We start from the raw sequence: 20,672 nt of genomic DNA, 5'->3' as shown, positions 1-20,672 counted from the left end.
CAGGGGCATGTAGAATTGCTTAAATCATGGACTGCTGGAGGGTTATTCCTCGACTCCTAAGCGTCCGTTGCCAGGAATAGGGCTCGAAGTTCTCAATGGAGGCCCCGCCCCAGCAGGGAATGAACCAAAGGCGAAGAAGGGTGAAGCGTTGCTTAACGACGAAGGTCAGGATTTGTTCGACATAAGGCGGCTGGCGCTCCTGTTGGAAGTCGTGGAGCAGGGCTCCATCACAGCGGCGGCCGAGTTGATGATGTACACGCCCTCGGCCGTCTCCCAGCAGTTGCGCAAGCTCGAACAGGAGGTGGGGCAGCCCCTGCTCACCCGTCGCTCCCGCGGGGTGGTGCCCACCGAGGCCGGCCAGGTTCTGGCCGGCCACGCACGCAAGATTGTCTGGCAGATGCAGGCAGCCCGGTCCGACCTGGGCCAGATTGCCGGCCTCAGACGCGGGTCCCTGAGCGTGGGGACATTCCCAACCCTGGCCGGATCCTTCCTGCCCATAGTCATCCGGACCTTTAAGAAGCGCTACCCGGCCATCAGCCTCTCTTTGCGCAGCGCCCGCTTCGATGAACTAGTCGCAGATCTGCAGTCCGGGGTCACGGGTCTGTGCCTGCTCTGGGATTACCCCTGGAATCCGTTCCGGGACGATTCCATCCGCGTAACCGAGGTATTCCGGGAGAGCACCGTTATCCTGGTGGCCCGCAGCCACCCCCTCGCCGAGCGGGAACAGGTGAGCATGGAGGACCTGCGCAACGAGTCCTGGATCGTGCGCGCCGAGGCCCACCCCGTCGTGGAGGTGCTGCAGCGTTCCGCTCACGACGCCGGGTTTGAACCGGAGATTGCCTTCCTGGCCAACGACTACCAGGAGGCCCAGGCCATGGTCAGCGTGGGAATGGGCGTGGCCATGGTGCCCAAGACCGCCGTGGCACTTCAGCATCCCGATGTGAAGGTGCTGAGTCTGGGTTCCGCTGCCCCGCTGCGGAGGATACTGCTGGCTCAGCGGGAGGACAAGGTCTACGCCCCGGCCGAGGTGGCCTTCCACTCCACCCTGCTGGAAATCGCCCGCGAACGGGCCGGCGACTATCACTAGACCACAAGGCTCCCCCGCTACTCGGTAGCGGCAGGGCGCAGGGTCTCGAGCAGCGCCTCGATCACGCCGGCGTCCTCGATCGTGGAGGGCACCACGTAGTTCTCGCCGTCGGCGATCTGGCGCATGGTCTTGCGCAGGATCTTTCCCGAGCGGGTCTTGGGCAGGGCGTCCACCACAGTGACGTGCTTGAAGTCCGCCACGGCCCCGATGTCGCGCCGGACCAGGGCGATCAGGTCCTTGGCCAGGATGTCCTCCTCAACGTCCACTCCGGATTTGAGGACCACGTAGCCGCTGGGACGCTGGCCCTTGATCGGGTCGGCGAGGCCGATCACGGCGCATTCGGCGACCGCCGGGTGCTGGCCGATCACCTGTTCCATGGCGCCGGTGGAGAGCCGGTGCCCGGCGACGTTGATGATGTCGTCGGTGCGGCCCATGACAAAGACATAGCCGTCCTCGTCCCGGTAACCGGAGTCGCCGGTGGCGTAGTAGCCCTCGAACGCCTGCAGGTAGGAGGAAATGTAGCGGTCGTCGTTGCGCCAGAGCGTGGTGAGGGTGCCGGGCGGCAGCGGCAGGCCCAGGACGATGTTGCCTTCCGTGCCGGCCTCGACGTCGCCGCCCGCGCCGTCGACGATGTTGAGCTTGAAGCCGGGCATCGGGACGCTGGGCGAGCCGGCCTTGATCGGCAGTCCGCCGAGGCCGCGGGGGTTGGCGCAGATGGCCCAGCCCGTCTCCGTCTGCCACCAGTGATCGACCACCGGAACACCGAGCACCCGGGAGGCCCAGTGGAAGGTGTCGGTGTCCAGCCGCTCGCCGGCCGCGAACAGGGTGCGCAGGCTGGAAATATCGTACTTGTCCAGGAGCCGGCCCTCCGGGTCGGCCTTGCGGATGGCCCGCAGCGCGGTCGGCGCCGTGAACAGCACGTTGACTTTGTGGTCCTGGATGACCCGCCAGAAGGCGCCGGCGTCGGGCGTGCCCACCGGCTTGCCTTCGTACAGCACGGTGGTGGCGCCGGCCAGCAGCGGCCCGTACACAATGTAGGAGTGGCCCACCACCCAGCCGACATCCGAGGCGGTCCACATGACGTCGCCGGGGCCGATGTCGTAGAGGTTTTCCATGGTCCATTTCAGGGCCACGGCGTGGCCGCCGTTGTCCCGCACCACGCCCTTGGGCGAGCCGGTGGTGCCCGAGGTGTAGAGGATGTACAGCGGGTCCGTCGCCGCGACGTCCACCGGGGCGGCAGCCTCGGCGGAAGCCATCTCGGCATCCCAGTCGAGCCACCCGGGGTGCCCGGCCGCCATGGAGGAAACCGACGAACCGAAGCCCTCCCTGGCTTTGACCAGGACGGGCGTGTCCGGGGCGCCGGCGATGCCGAGGGCCTCGGCGACGGCGGGCAGGTATTCAATCCGGCGCGACGGCTCGATGCCGCCGGACGCCGTCACCACCGCCGCCGGGGCCGCGTCACGGATGCGGGCGGCAAGTTCCTTGGGGGCGAACCCGCCGAAGACGACCGAGTGCACGGCGCCGAGCCGTGCGGTGGCGAGCATCGCGATCGCCGCCTCGGGGATCATCGGCATGTAGATCACCACACGGTCGCCCTTGCCGACGCCGCTGCGGCGCAGGACACCGGCGAACCGGGCCACGAGGTCGGTCAGCTCCGCATAGGTGTAGCTCTGCCGGGTGCCCAACATCGCAGAGTCGTAGACCAGGGCGTCCTGCTCGCCCCGGCCCTGGGCGACGTGCCGGTCGAGGGCGTTGTACGACGTGTTCAGGACCCCGTCCGGAAACCAGTCGTAGAGCGGCGCCCGGCCCGCATCGAGGGCCTGCCGCGGTGGCGTCTGCCAGGAGATCCCGCGCGCGGCCTCCAGCCAGAACTCTGCGGGATGTTCCAGGCTCCGTTCGTAGGCGGCCCGGTAGCTCTTGGTGACCATGACGTACATCCTGTCCACGACGTTGTGATGCAGCCATGGTAAACCGGGGCAGACCGGCGATACAAGGGTTATGTATACAGTACTCAGCTATTTCTCGGCTGCAACCGGCAATTACTGGGCAAAGCGCCGCCGCGTGTATACACTGTTGGTGTTCCATCCCGACAAAACCACCACCGAAGGAGGCAGGATGCGCGCCAGCGACAAGGCCTACGCGGCCCTCCGCGACGACATCATCGAATGGCGCCTCCTGCCCGGAACCGTGCTCGCGGAGGTGGAACAGTCGGCGCGCCTCGGCATCTCCCGCACCCCGCTGCGGGAGGCCCTGAGCCGGCTCACCGCCGAAGGGCTGACGACGACGGCGGGCGGGCGCGGCGTCGTCGTCACCGACATTTCCCTGGACGACATCGACGAACTGTTCGAACTGCGCGAAACCCTCGAAGGCAGGGCCGCCGCCCTGGCCGCCGAGCGCGGCGACCCCGCAACGTTCGAACAGCTGCGGCGCGAACTGCTCCAGGCGCCGGAACTCATCGGCGGGCAGGATCCGGCCCTGCACGACTACTACGGGCTGGTCGGACGGCTGGACGCGGCCATCGACGCCGCCATCTCCAACGCCTATCTCGTCCAGGCCATGCGCAGCCTCCGCGTCCACCTCGTGCGCGTCCGGCGCCTGGCCGCCGACGACGCCGCCCGGCTCACGGCCGCGGCCGCCGAGCACGCGGCCATCGCCGAGGCGATCGCAGCCGGGAACCCGCGCCTGGCCGAGGCCGCCACCACGCTTCACCTGCACCGCAGTCTTTCGCACGTCAAAGCCACCCATACACCTCAGCAAAGGGAGCACCATGGTTAAGGAACACCACGTCCGCGTTTACAAGAGCGAGGAAAACCTGGGCCGCGGGGACCAGCTCGCCTACAAGATCGCCAAGGTCGCCGCGGATCCCGTGGAGGTCACCGATGAGGTCACCGACATGGTGATCAACCGGATCATCGACAACGCGTCGGTGGCGATCGCGTCGCTGAACCGCGCCCCGATCGTCGCGGCCCGCGCCCAGGCCCTCACCCACGGCCCCAGCACCGGCGGCAAGGGCTCCAAGGTCTTTGGCATCGAGGAACGCGTCTCCCCCGAATGGGCCGCCTGGGCCAACGGCGTCGCGGTCCGCGAACTCGATTACCACGACACCTTCCTGGCCGCGGATTACTCGCACCCGGGTGACAACATCCCTCCGATCCTGGCCGTCGCCCAGCACGTCGGCTCCAGCGGCCGGGACCTGGTCCGCGGGATCGCCACCGGCTACGAGATCCAGGTCAACCTGGTCAAGGCCATCTGCCTGCACAAGCACAAGATCGACCACGTGGCCCACCTCGGCCCGTCCGCCGCCGCCGGCATCGGCACACTGCTGGGCCTCGACGTCGAGACCATCTTCCAGTCCGTCGGCCAGGCGCTGCACACCACCACCGCCACCCGGCAGTCCCGCAAGGGCGAAATCTCCACCTGGAAGGCGCACGCCCCCGCGTTCGCCGGCAAGATGGCCGTCGAATCCGCGGACCGGGCGATGCGCGGCCAGACCTCCCCCGTGCCGATCTACGAGGGCGAAGACGGCGTGATCGCCTGGATGCTGGACGGCCCGGACGCCTCCTACACCGTGCCGCTGCCCGAGGCCGGCGAGGCCAAGCGGGCCATCATGGACACCTACACCAAGGAACACTCGGCCGAATACCAGGCCCAGGCGTGGATCGACCTCGCCCGCAAGCTCAACGGCGAACACCCCGAGGTCACTGACCCGGCCAACGTCGAGTCCGTGCTGATCAAGACCAGCCACCACACGCACTACGTGATCGGCTCCGGCGCCAACGACCCGCAGAAGTACGATCCCACGGCCAGCCGCGAGACGCTGGACCATTCGATCCCGTACATTTTCACCGTCGCCCTGCAGGACGGCACCTGGCACCACGTGGACTCCTACGCCCCGGAACGCGCCGCCCGCCCCGACACCGTGGAACTCTGGCACAAGGTCACCACGGTCGAGGATCCGGAATGGACCCGGCGCTACCACTCCCTGGACATCGCCGAGAAGGCCTTCGGCGGCACCGTGGAGATCACGCTCAAGGACGGCACGGTCATCACCGATGACATCGCGGTGGCCGACGCCCACCCGCTGGGCGCCCGGCCGTTCGCCCGGGAGCAGTACGTCAACAAGTTCCGCACCCTCGCCGCCGGCCTGGTGGCCGATGAGGAGATCGAGCGCTTCCTTGCCGCCGCCGCGCGGCTCCCCGAGCTCGCCGCCGGCGAGCTGGACCAGCTGAACATCCAGGCCGCCGACGGCGTGATCGACCTCGCCGGCGCCCCGAAGGGACTCTTCTAAATGTTGTATTCGAAGGTCACGCCGGAGCAGAAGCGCATCCGGTTCCGCGAACTCCTCGCGTCCGGCACCATCGCCCAGTTCCCCGGCGCGTTCAACCCGCTCTCGGCGCGGCTGATCGAGGAGAAGGGCTTCGCCGGGGTGTACATTTCCGGCGCCGTCCTCGCCAATGACCTGGGCCTGCCGGACATCGGGCTGACCACCCTCACGGAGGTGGCCACCCGCGCCGGACAAATCGCCCGGATGACGGACCTGCCGGCCATCGTCGACGCCGACACCGGCTTCGGCGAGCCCATGAACGTGGCCCGGTCGGTCCAGGAACTCGAGAACGCCGGCCTGGCCGGCTGCCACATCGAGGACCAGTTCAACCCCAAGCGCTGCGGCCACCTCGACGGGAAGAACGTCGTGGACCTGGAGACCGCCACCAAGCGGATCCGGGCCGCGGCCGACGCCCGCCGCGACCCGAACTTCCTGATCATGGCCCGGACCGACATCCGCGCCACGGACGGGCTCGAGGCCGCCCAGGAGCGCGCCAAAGCGCTCGTGGAAGCCGGCGCGGACGCGATCTTCCCCGAGGCGATGAAGGACCTGGCCGAATTCCAGGCCATCCGCGACGCCGTCGACGTCCCGGTCCTGGCCAACATGACCGAATTCGGCCAGAGCGCCCTGTTCACCGTGGAGGAGCTGGCCGGCGTCGGCGTCAATATGGTCATTTATCCGGTGACGCTGCTCCGTAGTGCCATGGGCGCTGCGGAGCGTACTCTGGAATCGATTAAGGCCGACGGAACCCAGGAGGCACAGGTTGGAAGCATGCTGACCCGTGCGCGTTTGTACGATCTCGTTGATTACGAGGCTTACAACCGTTTCGATACCGGAGTCTTTAATTTCCAGATCCCCGGCAAGTAAGCCCCGCATAGAACCTCCGGCACGTGCCGGTATACAGGCGTTAGGAACAAAGGAGTTTCAGCATGGCTGAACAGGACATTAAAAAGGGCCTCGCCGGCGTCGTGGTAGACTACACCGCGGTCTCCAAGGTCAACCCGGACACGAACTCGCTGCTGTACCGCGGCTACCCTGTCCAGGAACTGGCTGCCAAGTGCAGCTTCGAGGAAGTCGCGTACCTGCTCTGGAACGGCGAACTGCCCAACGCGGAGCAACTCGCGGAGTTCACCGCCCGGGAACGCGCCGGGCGGGCCCTGGATCCGGTCGTCAAACAGGTGATTGACGCGCTGCCCACCACCGCCCACCCCATGGATGTCTGCCGGACTGCCACGTCAGTGATGGGGGCCCGGCACCCCCTCGCCGAGGACGCCTCGCGCGAAGCCAACCTGGCCAAGGCCATCGATCTGTTCGCGGCAATGCCCGCCGTGGTGGCCTACGACCAGCGGCGCAGGCGCGGCCAGGACGTGGTGGAACCCCGCGAGGACCTGGGCTACGACGCCAACTTCCTCTGGATGACGTTTGGTGAGGAAGCCGTTCCCGAAGTAGTCGACGCGTTCAATGTCTCCATGATCTTGTACGCCGAGCACTCCTTCAATGCCTCCACTTTCACGGCACGGGTCATCACATCCACGCTCTCGGACCTGCACTCGGCCGTGACCGGCGCCATCGGCGCCCTCAAAGGCTCGCTGCACGGCGGGGCCAACGAGGCCGTCATGCACACCTTTGACGAGATCGGCATCCGGCCGGAGGAGTCACTGGAGGACGCCCACGTCCGGGCCAAGGCCTGGATGGAGGACGCCCTGGCCCACAAGAAGAAGGTCATGGGCTTCGGCCACCGCGTCTACAAGCACGGCGACTCCCGGGTGCCCACCATGAAGGCCGCCCTGGACAAGATGATCGCGCACTACGGCCGGCCGGAGCTGCTGGGCCTGTACAACGGGCTCGAAACGGCGATGGATGAGGCGAAGGGGATCAAACCGAACCTCGACTACCCGACCGGACCCACGTACCACCTCATGGGCTTCGACACCGCCACCTTCACTCCGCTGTTCGTCGCCAGCCGCATCACGGGCTGGACGGCGCACATCATGGAGCAGCTGGATTCGAACTCCCTGATCCGTCCGCTGAGCGAGTACAACGGCGTCGAGGAACGGCACCTGGCGTAGCAGGGCTTCCTGCGAAACGCACGAGACCGGACAGCCAGCACGGGCCGGCCACCCATTGATGGGTGGCCGGCCCGTGCTGCTTCGTCCCGGACCTCAGCGTGGCGGGATCCGGACCGACGCCACGGTCTCGTTGTCCTCGTTGAGGACCACGACGACGTCGATCGTTTCACCTGCCAGCGCCGGGGGCAGCCAGTGCCCCGCATCCTGCCACATCCGCTCCAGCGGTAAGAACGCTGCGTCGAACCACTCGGGCGTGATTTCCGGGCTCTCGGCGGGTTCGCCTTCCCACCGCCGGGTGGTGAAGAGCCGGCACGACATGTTCCAGTCCGGCCTAGCGGGAAAGATGAACTCGACGATGCCGGCGTGGGCCAGGTCCTCTTGGAGCACCACGATGCCGGCCTCTTCCCAGACCTCGCGGACCACTGCCTCGGCGTCGCTCTCCCCCGGCTCCACGTGGCCGCCGATGCCCACGATTTTGCCGATGCCGAAGCCGGTCCTTTTCAGGCCCAGCAGCACCTCGGTGCCGGTCCCCGCATCACGGAGCGGGAAGCAGAGAGTGACTGGCGTGAGCTTCATGTGCCCAACCCTATAGCTGCCGCAGGCTGCCGGCGCTATCCGGCGGCCGGACCATCGCCGACAAGCTGTGGCCTCAGTTCGACGGGTATCCCCTTATCCGCGAATTCTTTGTCCATGGCCTGCTGCGGCGTGACTTGCTGCCCGTTTTGCGAGACATCATTGTTCAAAGCCTGGAACTTCCAGGTGAAGACGCTGGACCATTCCTGCCGGAAGTCGCAGAGGAAACGCCCGTTCTGCAGTTTGGCAATCTGATACCACGCGTTGCCGCCGTCGAGCCCGAGCGCCCGGACCCCATCATCGGAGATGGAATACGCGAGCCAGCCATCGGCGCAGCCCAGCACCGTGTAGTAAGCCTGCTCGGCGCCGGGAATCGGTTGGATTGCCCGTTCCTGGTCATTGCGCTGCTGGTCGACGTTCGCCATGGTGCAGGCGACGCCGCCGGTGCTCAAGGCTCCGGCTGCGGCACTCGCTGTGGGGGACGATGCGGCCGGTGAGGCAGTGGACGGGGTTGGGGACGACGGCGACGGGCTGGCGGAGACCGTCGGCGCCGGGATGCCCGTCCGGGCCGGCCCGGGTGCTGGTTGCGGCATCAGATTGCCGCCGACAACCACCGCGCCAACGACGGCTGCAGCGGCCAGTACAGTTGCGGCCGCAGCCCGGACGGCATTGCGTCGCGCCGGAGTGCGCCCTGCCAAACGGACGATATTCGGATCCGTGGAAAATACGATCGAGCGGGCAGGGTCGCTTCCGGGCTCTGCTCCCGGCGCTCCCACCCGAGGTTTCGCATCCTTCATGAGCTGTTCGATGCGGTCCATGGCTAGTCCTTCCGTTCGGTCATCAGATGTGAGGGGGCAGCTTTCGCGAACGCCCGGCGTGCACGGTGCAGGCGAACCGCAGCAGCGGAAGAAGAACATCCCAGCGTCTGCGCCAGTTCAGCGATGGTCAGCTCGTCCCAGTAGCTGAGCATGAGGACCTCGCGGTCCCGCTCCCGGAGCTGAACCAGCACCTCTGCCACGGCGGCCCGTTCTTCATCGTTCGGCTCGGGGACTTGGTGGCGGACCTCATCTTTGAGCCGTTCGACGAGTTCCTGGCGGCGACGGCGGCCCTTGTACTCATTGCCGATCACATTCCGGGCCGTCGCCAACAGCCAGCCAATGCCGGGCGGTTCGGCGAGCTCCTTTTCCCAGGCAATTCTGAAGACGTCCGCAGCCAGTTCCTCGGCGCGATGCCGGTCACTGATACGGCAGGCAATGTAGCGGTATACCCGCGCGGAGTGCTGAGTGTGCAGATCAATGAATGCTTGCTCTTTGGCAGCCAACATGGTGGTTCCCCCGGACATCGGATGACTTCTTCCTGATGTCTAAGTGTCCTGTGAATGGTGTTTTCTTACACGGACCGGCAAAAAAGTTTGCAGGAGCCGGCGCACCGTGCCGGAACCCGCGGACTTTGCCTTAGCCCAGGGCGCGCGGGTGTGCGGCGGCGTAGATCTCCCGCAGCGTATCCGCCGTCACCTGGGTGTAGACCTGCGTGGTGGTCACCGAGGCGTGCCCCAGCAGTTCCTGGACCACCCGGACATCGGCGCCGCCTTCCAGCAGGTGGGTGGCGAAGGAGTGCCGCAGCGTGTGCGGCGAAACGTCTTTGGTGATGTGGGCCTTGTCCGCCGCCGCCTTCAAAATGGTCCAGGCGCTTTGCCGGCTGATCCTGCCGCCGCGGGCGTTGAGGAACAGGGCAGGGGTGCCCTTGCCCTTGGCGGCCAGCAGGGGCCGGCCGCGGACGAGGTAGGCGTCCAGGGCGCGTGCCCCATAGGACCCCAGCGGGACGAGGCGTTCCTTGGAGCCCTTGCCGAAGAGCCTGACGATCGCGGGCCCGTCGCCACCGTCTGACTCGCCGGCGGTTTGCAGGGAGATGTCGTCAACATCCAGGCCCACGGCTTCGCTGATGCGGGCACCGGTGGAATAGAGGAACTCGAGCAGCGCGCGGTCGCGCAGGCCGGTTGCCGTATCCGTACCGGCCGCCTCCAGGATCCGGGTGACCTCGTCGACGCTGATGGCCTTGGGCAGCCGCTTGCCGGGCATGGGCGGGTGGACGTCGCTGGCCGGGTCGGTGGTCGTGACGCCTTCGAGGGCCCAGAACTTGTGGAGCCCGCGCACGGCCACCACCGTCCGGGCCGCCGAACGGATGCCCAGGGCGGAGCCGCCGTCGGACCCGTCGGAGAGCGCCTGAACGAAGCCGGTGACGTCGTGCCGGGTGATCTCGGCCGGGCGCTCCCGGCCGGCGTGGGCCAGATGCCTGGCGTAGCGGGCCAGGTCCCGCCGGTAGGCGGAGAGGGTGTTGGCCGCGAGGCCCCGCTCCACGCCCATGTGCTGCAAGTAATCAGTGATTGCGCGGTCGATCGCCGTCAACGGCCGGGCGGGCGGGCGCTCGGGAGCAGTTGCCTGCACCGGGGCCGGATGTTGAACAGGAGCCGGCGGCTCGGCAATCAGCGGTTCCACTAGCGGCGCTGGCTGGGATGGGCGGGCCAGGGCGCGTCGGCCGGGCGGAGGCTTTCAAAGTTGCCCGCGCGGGCGGCGGCAGCGGCCAGGACGCCGACGACGGCCGACGGGTTGTGCAGGCGGCCGTCAAGGACCGCCTGCACGGCCTCGTCCAGCGGGGTCCAGTGCAGTTCGATTTCGGCTTCCTCGTCGGTGCGGACGTGCCGCTCATGTCCGGGCACCTCGCCCAGGCCGCGGGCCAAGTAGATGCGGATGGCCTCGCTGGAGGAGCCCGGGGAGTTGAAGAAGTCCGCCAGCACGTTCCAGCGGTCCGCCACGAGGTCCGCTTCCTCGGCCAGTTCGCGGGCGGCCCCGACGACGAAGTCCTCCCCTTCGACGTCAAGCAGCCCTGCGGGGATCTCCCAGAGGTCCATGCCGACGGGGTGCCGGTACTGCCGGAGCAGCAGCACGTCGCCGTCGTCGTTCATCGGGAGAACCGCCACCGCGCCGGGATGGTCGATGTAGTCCCGGACCAAGGTGTCGCCGTCGTCGTTGAGCTGGAAACTGTCGCTGACGACGTCCCAGATCCTGCCTTCGTACACCTTCCGGGATGACAAAAGACGGCGCGGGCTCGGCTCATCCGAAACCTGCCGTGCAGCATTGGGGGTCTCAGACATACCGGGCATCGCGCCGTCCTTTGATTCAGTTGGAAATTACTTGGACGCTGCTGCCGACGAGGGCTTGGGCGCGGGTGCCGGGGCATCGGCCTTTGCGCTGGCGCTGCTGCTTGCAGCGGGCGCGGCGTTTGCGGCCCGCTGGTGGCCAAGGGCAGCCTCGATCAGGCCCGCGAACAGCGGGTGCGGGCGCGTGGGCCGCGAGCTGAGCTCCGGGTGCGCCTGCGTGGCCACGTAGTACGGGTGGACGTCGCGGGGAAGTTCCACGAACTCGACCAGCTTGCCATCGGGCGACGTTCCGGAGAACGACAGGCCCTTGGCGGCGATCTGGTCGCGGTACTTGTTGTTGACCTCGTAGCGGTGGCGGTGCCGTTCGCTGACCTTCGTGGCGCCGTAGGTCTCGGCGACGACAGAGCCTTCGTCGAGCTTGGCTTCGTACAGGCCCAGGCGCATGGTGCCGCCGAGGTCGCCCTTGCCGTCAACGATGTCCAACTGCTCTTCCATCGTGGCGATGACGGGGTACTTGGAGTCCGGTTCGAACTCGGACGAGGATGCTCCCTCGAGGCCGACTACGTTGCGGGCGTATTCGATCACCATGCACTGCAGGCCCAGGCACAGGCCCAGGACGGGGAGCTTGGTTTCGCGGGCGTACTTCAGGGCGCCGAGTTTGCCTTCCAGGCCGCGGATGCCGAAGCCGCCCGGAACGCAGATGGCGTCGACGCCGGCCAGGGACTGCACGGCGCCTTCGAGGGTTTCGCATTCGTCCGAGGGGACCCAGCGGATCTTGACCTTGGTGTCGTTGGCGAAGCCGCCGGCGCGCAGGGCCTCCGTGACGGACAGGTAGGCGTCCGGCAGGTCGATGTACTTGCCCACGAGCGCGACCTCAACTTCGTGCTTCGGGTTGTGGACGGCGTCGAGCAGCTTGTCCCAGCTGGTCCAGTCCACATCCTTGAACGGCAGGTCCAGGGCGCGGACGATGTACGAATCCAGGCCTTGGGAGTGCAGGGTCTTCGGGATGTCGTAGATGCTCGGTGCGTCCGGGCAGCCGATCACGGCGTCGATGTCGACGTCGCACATGCGGCCGATCTTGTCGCGCATCGGCTGCGGGACTTCGCGGTCCGACCGGATCACGATTGCCTCGGGCTGGATGCCGATGGAGCGCAGCGCGGCAACGGAGTGCTGCGTCGGCTTGGTCTTCAGCTCCTGCGACGGGCCGATGTACGGCACGAGGGACACGTGGAGGAAGAACACATTTCCGCGGCCGATGTCCTGGCGGACCTGGCGGGCGGATTCGAGGAACGGCTGGGACTCGATGTCGCCCACCGTGCCGCCGATTTCGGTGATGATGACGTCGGGGGCGTTCTTGCCCTCGGCGGGAAGCCGCATGCGCCGCTTGATCTCATCGGTGATGTGCGGGATGACCTGGACGGTGTCGCCGAGGTATTCGCCGCGGCGTTCCTTCGCGATGACGGTCGAGTAGACCTGGCCGGTTGTGACGTTGGCCGATCCTTCGAGGTTTTCATCGAGGAAGCGCTCGTAATGGCCGATGTCCAGGTCCGTTTCGGCGCCGTCGTCGGTGACGAAGACTTCGCCGTGCTGGAAGGGGTTCATCGTGCCCGGATCCACATTCAAATAGGGATCGAGCTTTTGCATTGTTACAGACAGACCGCGTGCCCGCAGGAGGTGGCCGAGGCTCGAAGCCGTCAGTCCCTTACCGAGCGAGGACGCTACACCACCGGTGACGAAGATGTGTTTGGTCGTCTTGGACGAGCCCGGAAACCGGGAATTTACACGAGAGTTTGATCGCTGCACCACGGGGTTTGAGCTTATCATCAATTCGGCCTTCCACGGGTTCCTTGGCGGGATCCCGATGTGATTGTTGTCCTAGCAGCGGTCCTTGCGGGATTCCTTGCGGAGGTCCCTCCGGCCCGCCTAGCTCTGCGGGAGGAGTTTGGCGTCGTCCAGCAGCTCCTGGGCGTGGGCCTGTGCTGATTCGGAGTCCTCTTGGCCGGCCAGCATGCGGGCCAACTCGCGGACGCGCTCAGCCTCGTCCAGCAGCTGCACGTCGCTGGAGGTGAAGCCGGTGGCGGTAGCGCCGTCAGCGCCCCGCACGGAGGTCTTGGTGACCCTGATGTGCTGGTTCGCGAACGCGGCCACCTGCGGCAGGTGGGTCACCACGAGGACCTGGACGTGCTGGGCCAGCATCGCCAGCCGGCGCCCGATCTCGACGGCGGCACGGCCGCCGACGCCGGCGTCGACCTCGTCGAAGACAAACGTCGGGACGGGATCGACGGCGGCCAGCACCACCTCGATGGCGAGCATGACACGGGAGAGTTCACCGCCCGAGGCGCCTTTGCCCAGCGGCCGGGCGGGAGCGCCGGAGTGCGGCTGCAGCAGGAAGGAGATCTCATCGGCCCCGAACGGTCCCAGCTGGCCTGTGGGCTCCACGTTGATGACCAGGGTGGCATCTGCCATGGCCAGCGCCGTGAGCTCGGCGCTGACCCGCGCGGAGAGGTCTTTGGCTGCCTTCGTGCGGGCCTTGCTGATCGCGGCGGCCTTCTTGCGGAGCTCGGTTTCTGCCCGGGTGACCTCGGCGTCCAGCGATTCGATCCGGGTGGAGTCGTCCTGAAGTTCCTCGTGCCGGGCCCGGGCCTCCGCGGCCCAGACCAGCACCTCGTCGATGCTTGGCGCGTACTTGCGGACCAGCTTGGCCAGCGCGGCCCGGCGGTCTTCGATTTCGGCGAGCCGTTCCGGGCCCTCCGTGTCAAGGGCGGCCTGGTAGCTGGCGAGTTCCGCGGCAATGTCGTTGAGCAGGAAACCGACCTCGGCCAGCCGTGCCGCGGCAGAGCCCAACTCCTCGTCGTGTTCGGCTACGTGCTCCAGGGTGCGTTTGGCGGCGTCCACGAGGGTGGTGGCGTCGGCTTCTTCACCGAAGTCCTCGGCGATGAGCGCTTGGTGGGCGGTGCTGGCCGCGATCCGCAGTTCCTCGACGTTGGCCAGTTTCACGGCCTCGGCCTTGAGGGCATCGTCCTCCCCCGGCTGCGGGTCCACGGCGTCGATCTCGGCGAGGGCAACCTGCAGCGACTCGGCCTCGCGGAGGCGTTCACGCGCGGCACTGCGCAAGGAGTCCAGTTCGCCCTGGCTGGCATGCCAGTGGGCGTGGAGGTCCTGATAGGCGGCAAGTGCGGCCGCAAGGCTCTCGCCCGCGAACTTGTCCAAGGCGCCGCGTTGCGCCACTGGGCTTTTGAGCCGGATCTGGTCTGACTGTCCGTGCACCACCACGAGGGTTTCGCCAATTTCGGCCAGCACCCCGACCGGCGCGGCGCGTCCGCCCAGATAGGCGCGGCTGCGGCCGTCGGCTCCGACGCTGCGGGCAAGCAGCAGTTCCACACCGCCGTCGAACTCCTCCACCTCGGCCCCGGCTTCCCGGGACCGAGCGACGGCAGCGTGGCCCGCGTCGAGCTTCAGCACGGCCTCGGCCGAGGCGCTCTTCGCGCCGCTGCGGACGGCGCCGGCGTCGGACCTGGCGCCGAGGAGCAGCCCGACCGCGGTGACCACCATGGTCTTGCCGGCGCCGGTTTCACCGGTCACCACGCTGAGGCCCGGGCCCAGCGGCAGGGTGGCGTCGGTGATGACGCCGAGGTCGCGGATACGCAGTTCTTCAAGCATGGTTCACTTCTCGGTTGAGGGATCTGGCGATGGATCGGGCCCGTCAGCAGTTCCCTCGTGGCGCGGCGAGGGCAGCGGCGGCATGGGACGGGGCGTGCGGATGATCGGGAGGGGGCCGGTGTGGATGGCCCGGGTTTGGGGCACGGGGCCGCGCCAGCCCTGGATGGGGAGCTGGAACTTGCGCACGAGCCTGCCCGAGAAGGGGGTCTGGTGTGTCCTGGCCAGCCGGACGGGCGTCGCGGAGCGGGTCACTTCGACGCGCGCGCCGGGCGGCAGATCCACCGAGCGGCGGCCGTCGCACCAGAGGACGCCCTGGGCATCGGTGCGGTTCAGGATCTCGACCGCGAGCCTGGACCGGGGCGAGACCACGAGCGGCTTCGCGAAGAGGGCATGGGCGCTGATCGGCACGATCAGGAGGGCCTCGACCTCGGGCCACACCACAGGACCGCCGGCGGAAAACGCGTAGGCCGTGGAGCCTGTGGGCGTGGCCAGGACCACGCCGTCGCAGCCGAATGAGGTCAGGGGGCGTTCGTCGACTTCGGTGACCACCTCCAGCATCCGTTCCCGGTTGCCCTTTTCGATCGCGGCCTCGTTCAGGGCCCAGGTGTGCCAGATCTTCTGCCCGCGGACCCAGACCTGGACGTCGATCGTCATGCGCTCCTCCACCGTGTAGTCACGGCTGGCGATCCACTCGACGGTCTGGGCGAGGTCGGCCCGTTCGCTCTCGGCCAGGAATCCCACGTGGCCGAGGTTCACCCCGAGCAGCGGCACGTCGACTTCGCGGACCAGCTCGGCGGCCCGGAGGATGGTGCCGTCCCCGCCGAGCACCATGACCAGTTCCACCTCGGGCAGCTTCACGTGGTTGTGAAGGACCTCGACCGGGTGGTCGAGCCGGCCGAAGAAGCGGACCATGTCGCCGAGCTCGTTCTCCTGCAGCACGGGGACCAGGCCGGATTCGTGCAGCAGGGCACACGCTTCCCAGGCAGCCTTGAGGGACTCCTCGCGCCCTGTGTGGGCCAGGATCAGGACACGCCTGCTCATCAGGTTCCGCCTTCTGGTGGTACTAGTGGTTCGGCCAGATTGTTCCGAGCAACGCAGCAACGGCTGCGTCCCGCTCCTCGATCTTAGGCGGGACTTCCGACATCGCGCGTTTTATCCACAGGAAGTATTCGACATTGCCGTCCTGGCCCGGCAGCGGGCTTTGGGCGAGGCCTGACAGGGCCAGGCCCGCGTCCACGGCGGCGGCAGCCACTTTGCCCACGGCGAGCCGGCGTTCGCGTTCCGAGGTGACCACGCCGGTCCGGCCCAGCCGGTCCTTGCCGATCTCGAACTGTGGTTTGACCATGAGGACAAGGTCGCCGCCGGGTGCGGTGCACGCCGCGAGTGGCGCCACCACAAGCGTCAGCGAGATGAAGGACAGATCAGCCACCGTCAGCGCAGCCGGCCCGCCGATTTCCGCGGGCGCCATGTAACGGACGTTGAGTCCTTCGTGCACGGAAACCCGGGTGTCATTCCGGATTTCCGGCACCAGCTGGCCGTGCCCAACGTCGACGGCCACCACGTGGGCGGCACCGCGCCGAAGCAGCACATCGGTGAACCCGCCGGTGGAGGCACCGGCGTCGAGGCACCGTTTGCGTGCGACGTCGATGGCGGGAAAGGCATCCAGCGCGCCGGCCAGCTTGTGCCCGGCGCGGCTGACGTAGCCGTCCTCGGCCGAGGCCGTGACGTCCAGCGCGGCGTCATCCGCCACCTGCAGTGACGCCTTGGCGAGGACCTCGCCGCCGGAGCTCACCTTGCCCTCGGAAATCAGTCGGGCGGCATGGGTCCGGGACCTGGCGAGCCCCCGGCTGACAAGCGCCTGGTCCAGCCGGCTCACGATCCCCCGTCCCCCGCGGCGTGGATACGGCGCGCCACACCGGCGTGGCCGGCCACGTCTTCGTTCAGGGCCTCCAGCAGGGCATCGTGCATGCCGGCATAGACTTCGCCGTGTCCGGACACAGGCGTCTGCCGCACGGCCCCGAGGAGGTCCAGCACGGCGTTGACGGCCGGATCCAGGACTGGTGCCTGCGGCTCTCCGGCTTGTTGTCCGTGTGCCGCGTGTTCTGGTGCCGCGTGCCCACGCAGGTCCGCCGGGAACTGTTCCGACGGCAGCTCTGGCCACGCGACGTCGGACGCAGGGGTCGGCGCCCCAGCCGGCTGTTGGTGTGGGGCTCGGTTTAGTCCCGGGTGTAGCTCGCTCATGTGTACAGCCTAGTGATCGGACCACTCGAGGACCGGAGCCAGTGCGCTGGTCGTCTCGGGGTTCGCGGCCCACCAGGCCGAGCAGGCGGCACGCCACGAATCGAGGTCGGCGGGGTCGCCGCTGATGTGGACGGACTGCCCCCGCACGATCGCCGAGGCCGTGCCGCTGCGGAACCGCCCGGCGTCGTGCTCTACGGCAGGGTATGGCGCGTACAGGCCGGTCAGGTCATTGATGAGGAAATCGGGGCGTTCCACAGACCGTGCGGCGAGGATCGATTCCCTTGTGTCCACTCCGGTCAGCACAGCGACGGTGGCGAAACCGGCGTTGTTGCCGCCCAGGATGTCGGTGTCCAGGCGGTCACCGACGACCAGCGGCCGGTCCGCCGCCAGCCGCTTGGCGGCCGTGTGGAACAGCGGTGCTTCGGGTTTGCCTGCCACGACCGGACTCTTGCCGGTCGCGGCCGCCACGGCCGCGACGAGCGTCCCGTTGCCGGGGGCGATTCCGCGCGCCTGGGGAATGGACCAGTCCGTGTTGGTGGCCACCCAGAGGGCACCGCCGGCGACGACGTACGACGCCTCGGCGAGGTCTTTCCACCCAAGTTCCGGGCTAAAGCCCTGCACGACGGCGACGGGGTCATCCTCCGCGCCGCGGACAGGGACCAGGCCAACCAGTTCAATTTCCTGGGCCAGTGCGGCACTGCCCGTGATCAGCACGTGCGCTCCGGCCGGCAGCAGCGAGGCCAGCAGCGCTGCCGCCGCCTGCGAGGAACTCACCACCTGGTGGTCTTCGGCGGGGGCGCCGAGATCGCGCAGGTGTTGGGCCACCTGCGCCGGAGAACGGGAGGCGTTGTTGGTGACGTAGCCCAGCCCGACGCCGACCCCTGCCAGCCGGCGCAGCGACTCGACGGCCCCGGGGATGGCGTTGGGGCCGGCATAGACAACGCCATCGAGGTCGGAGAGCAGGGCATCAAAGGTGGAGATCAGGGCGGTACCCGTCATGCGATTAGTCCTCCACACGTTCGTGCCGGGCAGGCTCTGAGTCGTCCAGGAGTTCCTGGTCCGCGTCAGCGTTCGGTTCCAGGGTGGCCTCGTCATCGGTTTCGTCGTCAGCTTCGTCGAGCACGTCGGCTTCCACTGAGTCCAGGTCGGATTCGGCGTCGTCAGACTCGAAGTAGTCGGCTTCGGCGTCGTCGGCACTGTCGTCACTGGCGGGCTCATCGCCCGCGTTCAAGCCGGCCACTCCGGCTGCGGCGCCGGTGGCTTCTGCCGCGGCAGCGGCAGCGGCGGCACGCGGGGCGCGCTCTTCGGTTCCGGCGTGCGTGTCGGCATGCTCCTGCGCGCGGAGGCGGCGCTGCCGTTCCTCTTCGCGGGCTTCTTCTTCCTCGTCCCAGCCGAGATCGATGATGTCGGGTTCCTCGTCAGCCCCAAGGCCCAGCGCGTTTTCTGCCACAGTGGCCTGGCGTTGCCATTTGGCGGCTTCGGCTGCGCGGCCGGCTGCCGTCAATGCGTCAGCGTAGGCACGGAACAGCCGGGGGCTGTAGGAAAAGGCGCGGTTGATGTCCAGCTGCGGGATTTCCAGTTCGGAAACCGCGGCGTCGAGCTGCCCGAGGTCGGTGCGGGCCCCGGCTGCGACGATAGCCAGTTCCACCTTGCCGGGGGCGTCGAGATCCTTGGCTTCGTCGGACCGGGCCATGTCCAGGGCACGGTCCGGGCGGCCAAGGCCCCGTTCGCAGTCGGCCATGACCGGCAGGTGCATGTTGGAGCCGCTGATCCGGCGGTAGGTCCGGAATTCCCGGAGCGCTTCACCGTAGTGGCCGGCTGCGTAGGCGGTCAGGCCAACAGCTTCGCGGACGGACGCAAGGCGTCCGCCGCGGCGGCTGGCTGCCAGGGCATGCTGGAAGGCAAGCTCAGGTTCCTCGTCCAGGAGCCGACCCGCCATGACGAGGTGGCGGGCCACCCATTCGGCGCTGGTGCCTTCGAGGGTCTTGATCTGGTGCTGGGTGGCGCGGTCAAGTTCCTTGCCCGTGACGTCCTCGTCGATCTGGGGTGAACGTTCCCGGTCCGGGCGGTTGGCACTGCGGAGATCGCGGGCATTGGGCACGCGAACCGGACGGTCCTCGGGGCGGTCGCGCCCATACTGGCGCGGGCCTGAGTCACCACGGTCGAAGCCCCGTGCGGGACGATCCTCGCGGGTGCCGAAGGGCTTGCGGTTCTCGCCGCTGCCGTACGGCTTGCGGTCACGATCGCCGCCGCCACCGAAGCTGCGCTGGCCGCCGCCTTCACGGGGAGCCCGATCACCATACGGCTTCCGGTCACCGCCGCCGCTGTACGGCTTACGCTCACCATAGGACGGGCGTTCACCGCCACCGAAGCTGCGCTGATCTCCGCCTTCACGCGGAGCCCGATCACCATACGGCTTCCGCTCACCGCCGCCGCTGTACGGCTTACGCTCACCATAGGACGGACGTTCACCGCCACCGAAGCTGCGCTGGCCGCCGCCCTCACGCGGAGCCCGATCACCATACGGCTTGCCCTCACCGCCGCCGCTGTACGGCTTACGGTCGCCATAGGACGGACGGCTATCGCCACCGAAGCTGCGCTGGCCGCCGCCCTCACGCGGAGCCCGATCACCATACGGCTTGCGCTCACCGCCGCCGCTGTACGGCTTACGCTCGCCGCCGCCGAAGCCGCGCTGCTCTCCGCCTTCACGCGGGGCACGGTCGCCATAGGGCTTGCGCTCACCGCCGCCGCTGTACGGCTTACGCTCGCCATAGGACGGGCGGCTGTCGCCGCCGAAGCTGCGCTGGCCGCCGCCCTCACGGGGAGCACGATCACCATAGGGCTTGCGCTCACCGCCACCGCTGTAGGGCTTACGCTCGCTGTTTCCGAAGCCGCGCTGCTCTCCGCCCTCACGCGGAGCACGATCACCGTACGGCTTACGGTCACGGTCTTCCCTGGACCGGAATCCGCGGGGTTCGCCGCCGGAGTTGCTGGTGCCGCGGAAAGGGGCTCCACCGGAACTGCGTCCGCCAGAGTTGCCGTGGGCCTTGCCGCCGCGGTTGCCATCATTGTGCTCAGCCATGCTGGAATCCTCCTGTTGCGAGCTGACCACTGGCGCAATCGCAGCCGCTCTGTTCCGTGTTTCGTTTCCTACGCAACCCGAAATCAAGCGCTTCGAAGTCCGTACATCTCCCCCAATTCTAGGCGAGCAACCCGCCCCCGGCTAACGGCATCGCGCCAACGGGGCCCGCGGTGGGAAGTCTCACAACTTCCTGCGGCACTTGTGTCCGCGGCCTCCGGCTGCCGGCAGGTGGGTGGCGGGCAGGTGGGTGGCGGGCAGTTGGTGTTCGACGGCGGTTGTGGCCTTCTTCCCCACTTCAGATCCGGGTCGGGCCCTGAGCGTGTTTGTGGGTTAAATGCGGGAGGACCCCAACCTGGTGGTTGGGGTCCTCGACCTGAATGGTGTTCCGGCGGTGACCTACTCTCCCACACCCTCCCGGGTGCAGTACCATCGGCGCTGTGGGTCTTAGCTTCCGGGTTCGGGATGGGACCGGGCGTTTC

At 67.9% G+C, this 20,672-nt stretch carries 18 protein-coding genes and 1 rRNA gene; 5 read left to right on the top strand and 14 right to left on the bottom strand.

What is annotated here, in order from left to right:
* The first annotated feature begins 148 nt into the window (after positions 1-148).
* Positions 149-1,087 carry a LysR substrate-binding domain-containing protein gene (locus tag AC1DXI_RS00095; RefSeq protein ID WP_476936951.1) on the top strand — a complete coding sequence of 313 codons (939 nt, stop codon included), beginning with the start codon at positions 149-151 and terminating at the stop codon, positions 1,085-1,087.
* 17 nt (positions 1,088-1,104) lie between these two features.
* Here AC1DXI_RS00095 and AC1DXI_RS00090 read toward each other — a convergent pair whose 3' ends face one another.
* Positions 1,105-3,015 (bottom strand): AMP-binding protein, encoded by a 1,911-nt coding sequence (locus AC1DXI_RS00090; protein ID WP_476936950.1) that lies wholly within the window; start codon positions 3,013-3,015, stop codon positions 1,105-1,107.
* 187 nt (positions 3,016-3,202) lie between these two features.
* On the opposite strand from AC1DXI_RS00090, the gene AC1DXI_RS00085 reads away from it, so the two are divergent.
* The 4 genes from AC1DXI_RS00085 (at position 3,203) to AC1DXI_RS00070 (ending at position 7,480) form a co-directional block, all read left to right on the top strand.
* Entirely contained in the window at positions 3,203-3,862 is a 660-nt protein-coding gene (locus AC1DXI_RS00085) for a GntR family transcriptional regulator (protein WP_370124970.1), read from the top strand.
* Positions 3,855-5,375 (top strand): MmgE/PrpD family protein, encoded by a 1,521-nt coding sequence (locus AC1DXI_RS00080; protein WP_476936949.1) that lies wholly within the window; start codon positions 3,855-3,857, stop codon positions 5,373-5,375. The genes AC1DXI_RS00085 and AC1DXI_RS00080 overlap by 8 nt, the downstream gene beginning before the upstream one ends.
* A complete protein-coding gene (gene prpB / locus AC1DXI_RS00075; RefSeq protein WP_476936948.1) occupies positions 5,376-6,278 on the top strand; it encodes a methylisocitrate lyase in 903 nt (300 codons plus the stop codon).
* A gap of 62 nt (positions 6,279-6,340) precedes the next feature.
* A complete protein-coding gene (locus AC1DXI_RS00070) occupies positions 6,341-7,480 on the top strand; it encodes a bifunctional 2-methylcitrate synthase/citrate synthase (protein ID WP_476936947.1) in 1,140 nt (379 codons plus the stop codon).
* A 93-nt stretch (positions 7,481-7,573) separates the two neighbouring features.
* Here AC1DXI_RS00070 and AC1DXI_RS00065 read toward each other — a convergent pair whose 3' ends face one another.
* The 13 genes from AC1DXI_RS00065 to rrf form a co-directional block, all read right to left on the bottom strand.
* Entirely contained in the window at positions 7,574-8,056 is a 483-nt protein-coding gene (locus AC1DXI_RS00065; protein WP_018772283.1) for an 8-oxo-dGTP diphosphatase, read from the bottom strand.
* Positions 8,057-8,091: 35 nt separating this feature from the next.
* Positions 8,092-8,871 (bottom strand): hypothetical protein, encoded by a 780-nt coding sequence (locus AC1DXI_RS00060; RefSeq protein ID WP_476936946.1) that lies wholly within the window; start codon positions 8,869-8,871, stop codon positions 8,092-8,094.
* 2 nt (positions 8,872-8,873) lie between these two features.
* Positions 8,874-9,377 (bottom strand): RNA polymerase sigma factor, encoded by a 504-nt coding sequence (locus tag AC1DXI_RS00055; RefSeq protein WP_476936945.1) that lies wholly within the window; start codon positions 9,375-9,377, stop codon positions 8,874-8,876.
* 130 nt (positions 9,378-9,507) lie between these two features.
* Positions 9,508-10,497, bottom strand: coding sequence for a site-specific tyrosine recombinase XerD (xerD, locus tag AC1DXI_RS00050; RefSeq protein WP_476936944.1), 990 nt, complete (start codon positions 10,495-10,497; stop codon positions 9,508-9,510).
* 50 nt (positions 10,498-10,547) lie between these two features.
* Entirely contained in the window at positions 10,548-11,213 is a 666-nt protein-coding gene (locus AC1DXI_RS00045; RefSeq protein ID WP_476936943.1) for an NUDIX domain-containing protein, read from the bottom strand.
* A 27-nt stretch (positions 11,214-11,240) separates the two neighbouring features.
* The gene (locus tag AC1DXI_RS00040; RefSeq protein WP_476936942.1) at positions 11,241-13,034 is read right to left on the bottom strand and encodes a CTP synthase; all 1,794 of its coding nucleotides are present in this window, start codon (positions 13,032-13,034) and stop codon (positions 11,241-11,243) included.
* A gap of 99 nt (positions 13,035-13,133) precedes the next feature.
* Complete coding sequence (gene recN, locus AC1DXI_RS00035; RefSeq protein WP_476936941.1) at positions 13,134-14,870, bottom strand: DNA repair protein RecN; 1,737 nt, start codon at positions 14,868-14,870, stop codon at positions 13,134-13,136.
* A 3-nt stretch (positions 14,871-14,873) separates the two neighbouring features.
* Positions 14,874-15,911, bottom strand: a complete 1,038-nt coding sequence (locus tag AC1DXI_RS00030; RefSeq protein ID WP_476936940.1) for an NAD kinase — start codon at positions 15,909-15,911, stop codon at positions 14,874-14,876.
* A gap of 22 nt (positions 15,912-15,933) precedes the next feature.
* Complete coding sequence (locus AC1DXI_RS00025) at positions 15,934-16,746, bottom strand: TlyA family RNA methyltransferase (protein ID WP_476936939.1); 813 nt, start codon at positions 16,744-16,746, stop codon at positions 15,934-15,936.
* On the bottom strand, positions 16,743-17,111 hold the full coding sequence (locus AC1DXI_RS00020) for a hypothetical protein (protein WP_476936938.1): 369 nt from the start codon (positions 17,109-17,111) through the stop codon (positions 16,743-16,745). The genes AC1DXI_RS00025 and AC1DXI_RS00020 overlap by 4 nt, the downstream gene beginning before the upstream one ends.
* A gap of 9 nt (positions 17,112-17,120) precedes the next feature.
* A complete protein-coding gene (locus AC1DXI_RS00015; RefSeq protein ID WP_476936937.1) occupies positions 17,121-18,110 on the bottom strand; it encodes an HAD-IIA family hydrolase in 990 nt (329 codons plus the stop codon).
* Positions 18,111-18,114: 4 nt separating this feature from the next.
* Positions 18,115-20,193 carry a hypothetical protein gene (locus AC1DXI_RS00010; protein ID WP_476936936.1) on the bottom strand — a complete coding sequence of 693 codons (2,079 nt, stop codon included), beginning with the start codon at positions 20,191-20,193 and terminating at the stop codon, positions 18,115-18,117.
* Positions 20,194-20,576: 383 nt separating this feature from the next.
* Positions 20,577-20,672: ribosomal RNA gene (gene rrf, locus AC1DXI_RS00005) — 5S ribosomal RNA — on the bottom strand; the annotation flags it as partial.

Source organism: Arthrobacter sp. P1_H7 (assembly GCF_056405215.1).
This window is presented reverse-complemented; position numbering and strand designations above follow the sequence as displayed.

Coding starts and splice junctions, on each gene's coding strand:
- AC1DXI_RS00090 (WP_476936950.1), bottom strand. CDS start 3,015: ATGGTCACCAAGAGCTACCGGGCCGCCTACGAACGGAGCCTGGAACAT.
- AC1DXI_RS00085 (WP_370124970.1), top strand. CDS start 3,203: ATGCGCGCCAGCGACAAGGCCTACGCGGCCCTCCGCGACGACATCATC.
- AC1DXI_RS00080 (WP_476936949.1), top strand. CDS start 3,855: ATGGTTAAGGAACACCACGTCCGCGTTTACAAGAGCGAGGAAAACCTG.
- prpB (WP_476936948.1), top strand. CDS start 5,376: ATGTTGTATTCGAAGGTCACGCCGGAGCAGAAGCGCATCCGGTTCCGC.
- AC1DXI_RS00070 (WP_476936947.1), top strand. CDS start 6,341: ATGGCTGAACAGGACATTAAAAAGGGCCTCGCCGGCGTCGTGGTAGAC.
- AC1DXI_RS00065 (WP_018772283.1), bottom strand. CDS start 8,056: ATGAAGCTCACGCCAGTCACTCTCTGCTTCCCGCTCCGTGATGCGGGG.
- AC1DXI_RS00060 (WP_476936946.1), bottom strand. CDS start 8,871: ATGGACCGCATCGAACAGCTCATGAAGGATGCGAAACCTCGGGTGGGA.
- AC1DXI_RS00055 (WP_476936945.1), bottom strand. CDS start 9,377: ATGTTGGCTGCCAAAGAGCAAGCATTCATTGATCTGCACACTCAGCAC.
- AC1DXI_RS00045 (WP_476936943.1), bottom strand. CDS start 11,213: ATGCCCGGTATGTCTGAGACCCCCAATGCTGCACGGCAGGTTTCGGAT.
- AC1DXI_RS00040 (WP_476936942.1), bottom strand. CDS start 13,034: ATGATAAGCTCAAACCCCGTGGTGCAGCGATCAAACTCTCGTGTAAAT.
- recN (WP_476936941.1), bottom strand. CDS start 14,870: ATGCTTGAAGAACTGCGTATCCGCGACCTCGGCGTCATCACCGACGCC.
- AC1DXI_RS00030 (WP_476936940.1), bottom strand. CDS start 15,911: ATGAGCAGGCGTGTCCTGATCCTGGCCCACACAGGGCGCGAGGAGTCC.
- AC1DXI_RS00020 (WP_476936938.1), bottom strand. CDS start 17,111: ATGAGCGAGCTACACCCGGGACTAAACCGAGCCCCACACCAACAGCCG.
- AC1DXI_RS00015 (WP_476936937.1), bottom strand. CDS start 18,110: ATGACGGGTACCGCCCTGATCTCCACCTTTGATGCCCTGCTCTCCGAC.
- AC1DXI_RS00010 (WP_476936936.1), bottom strand. CDS start 20,193: ATGGCTGAGCACAATGATGGCAACCGCGGCGGCAAGGCCCACGGCAAC.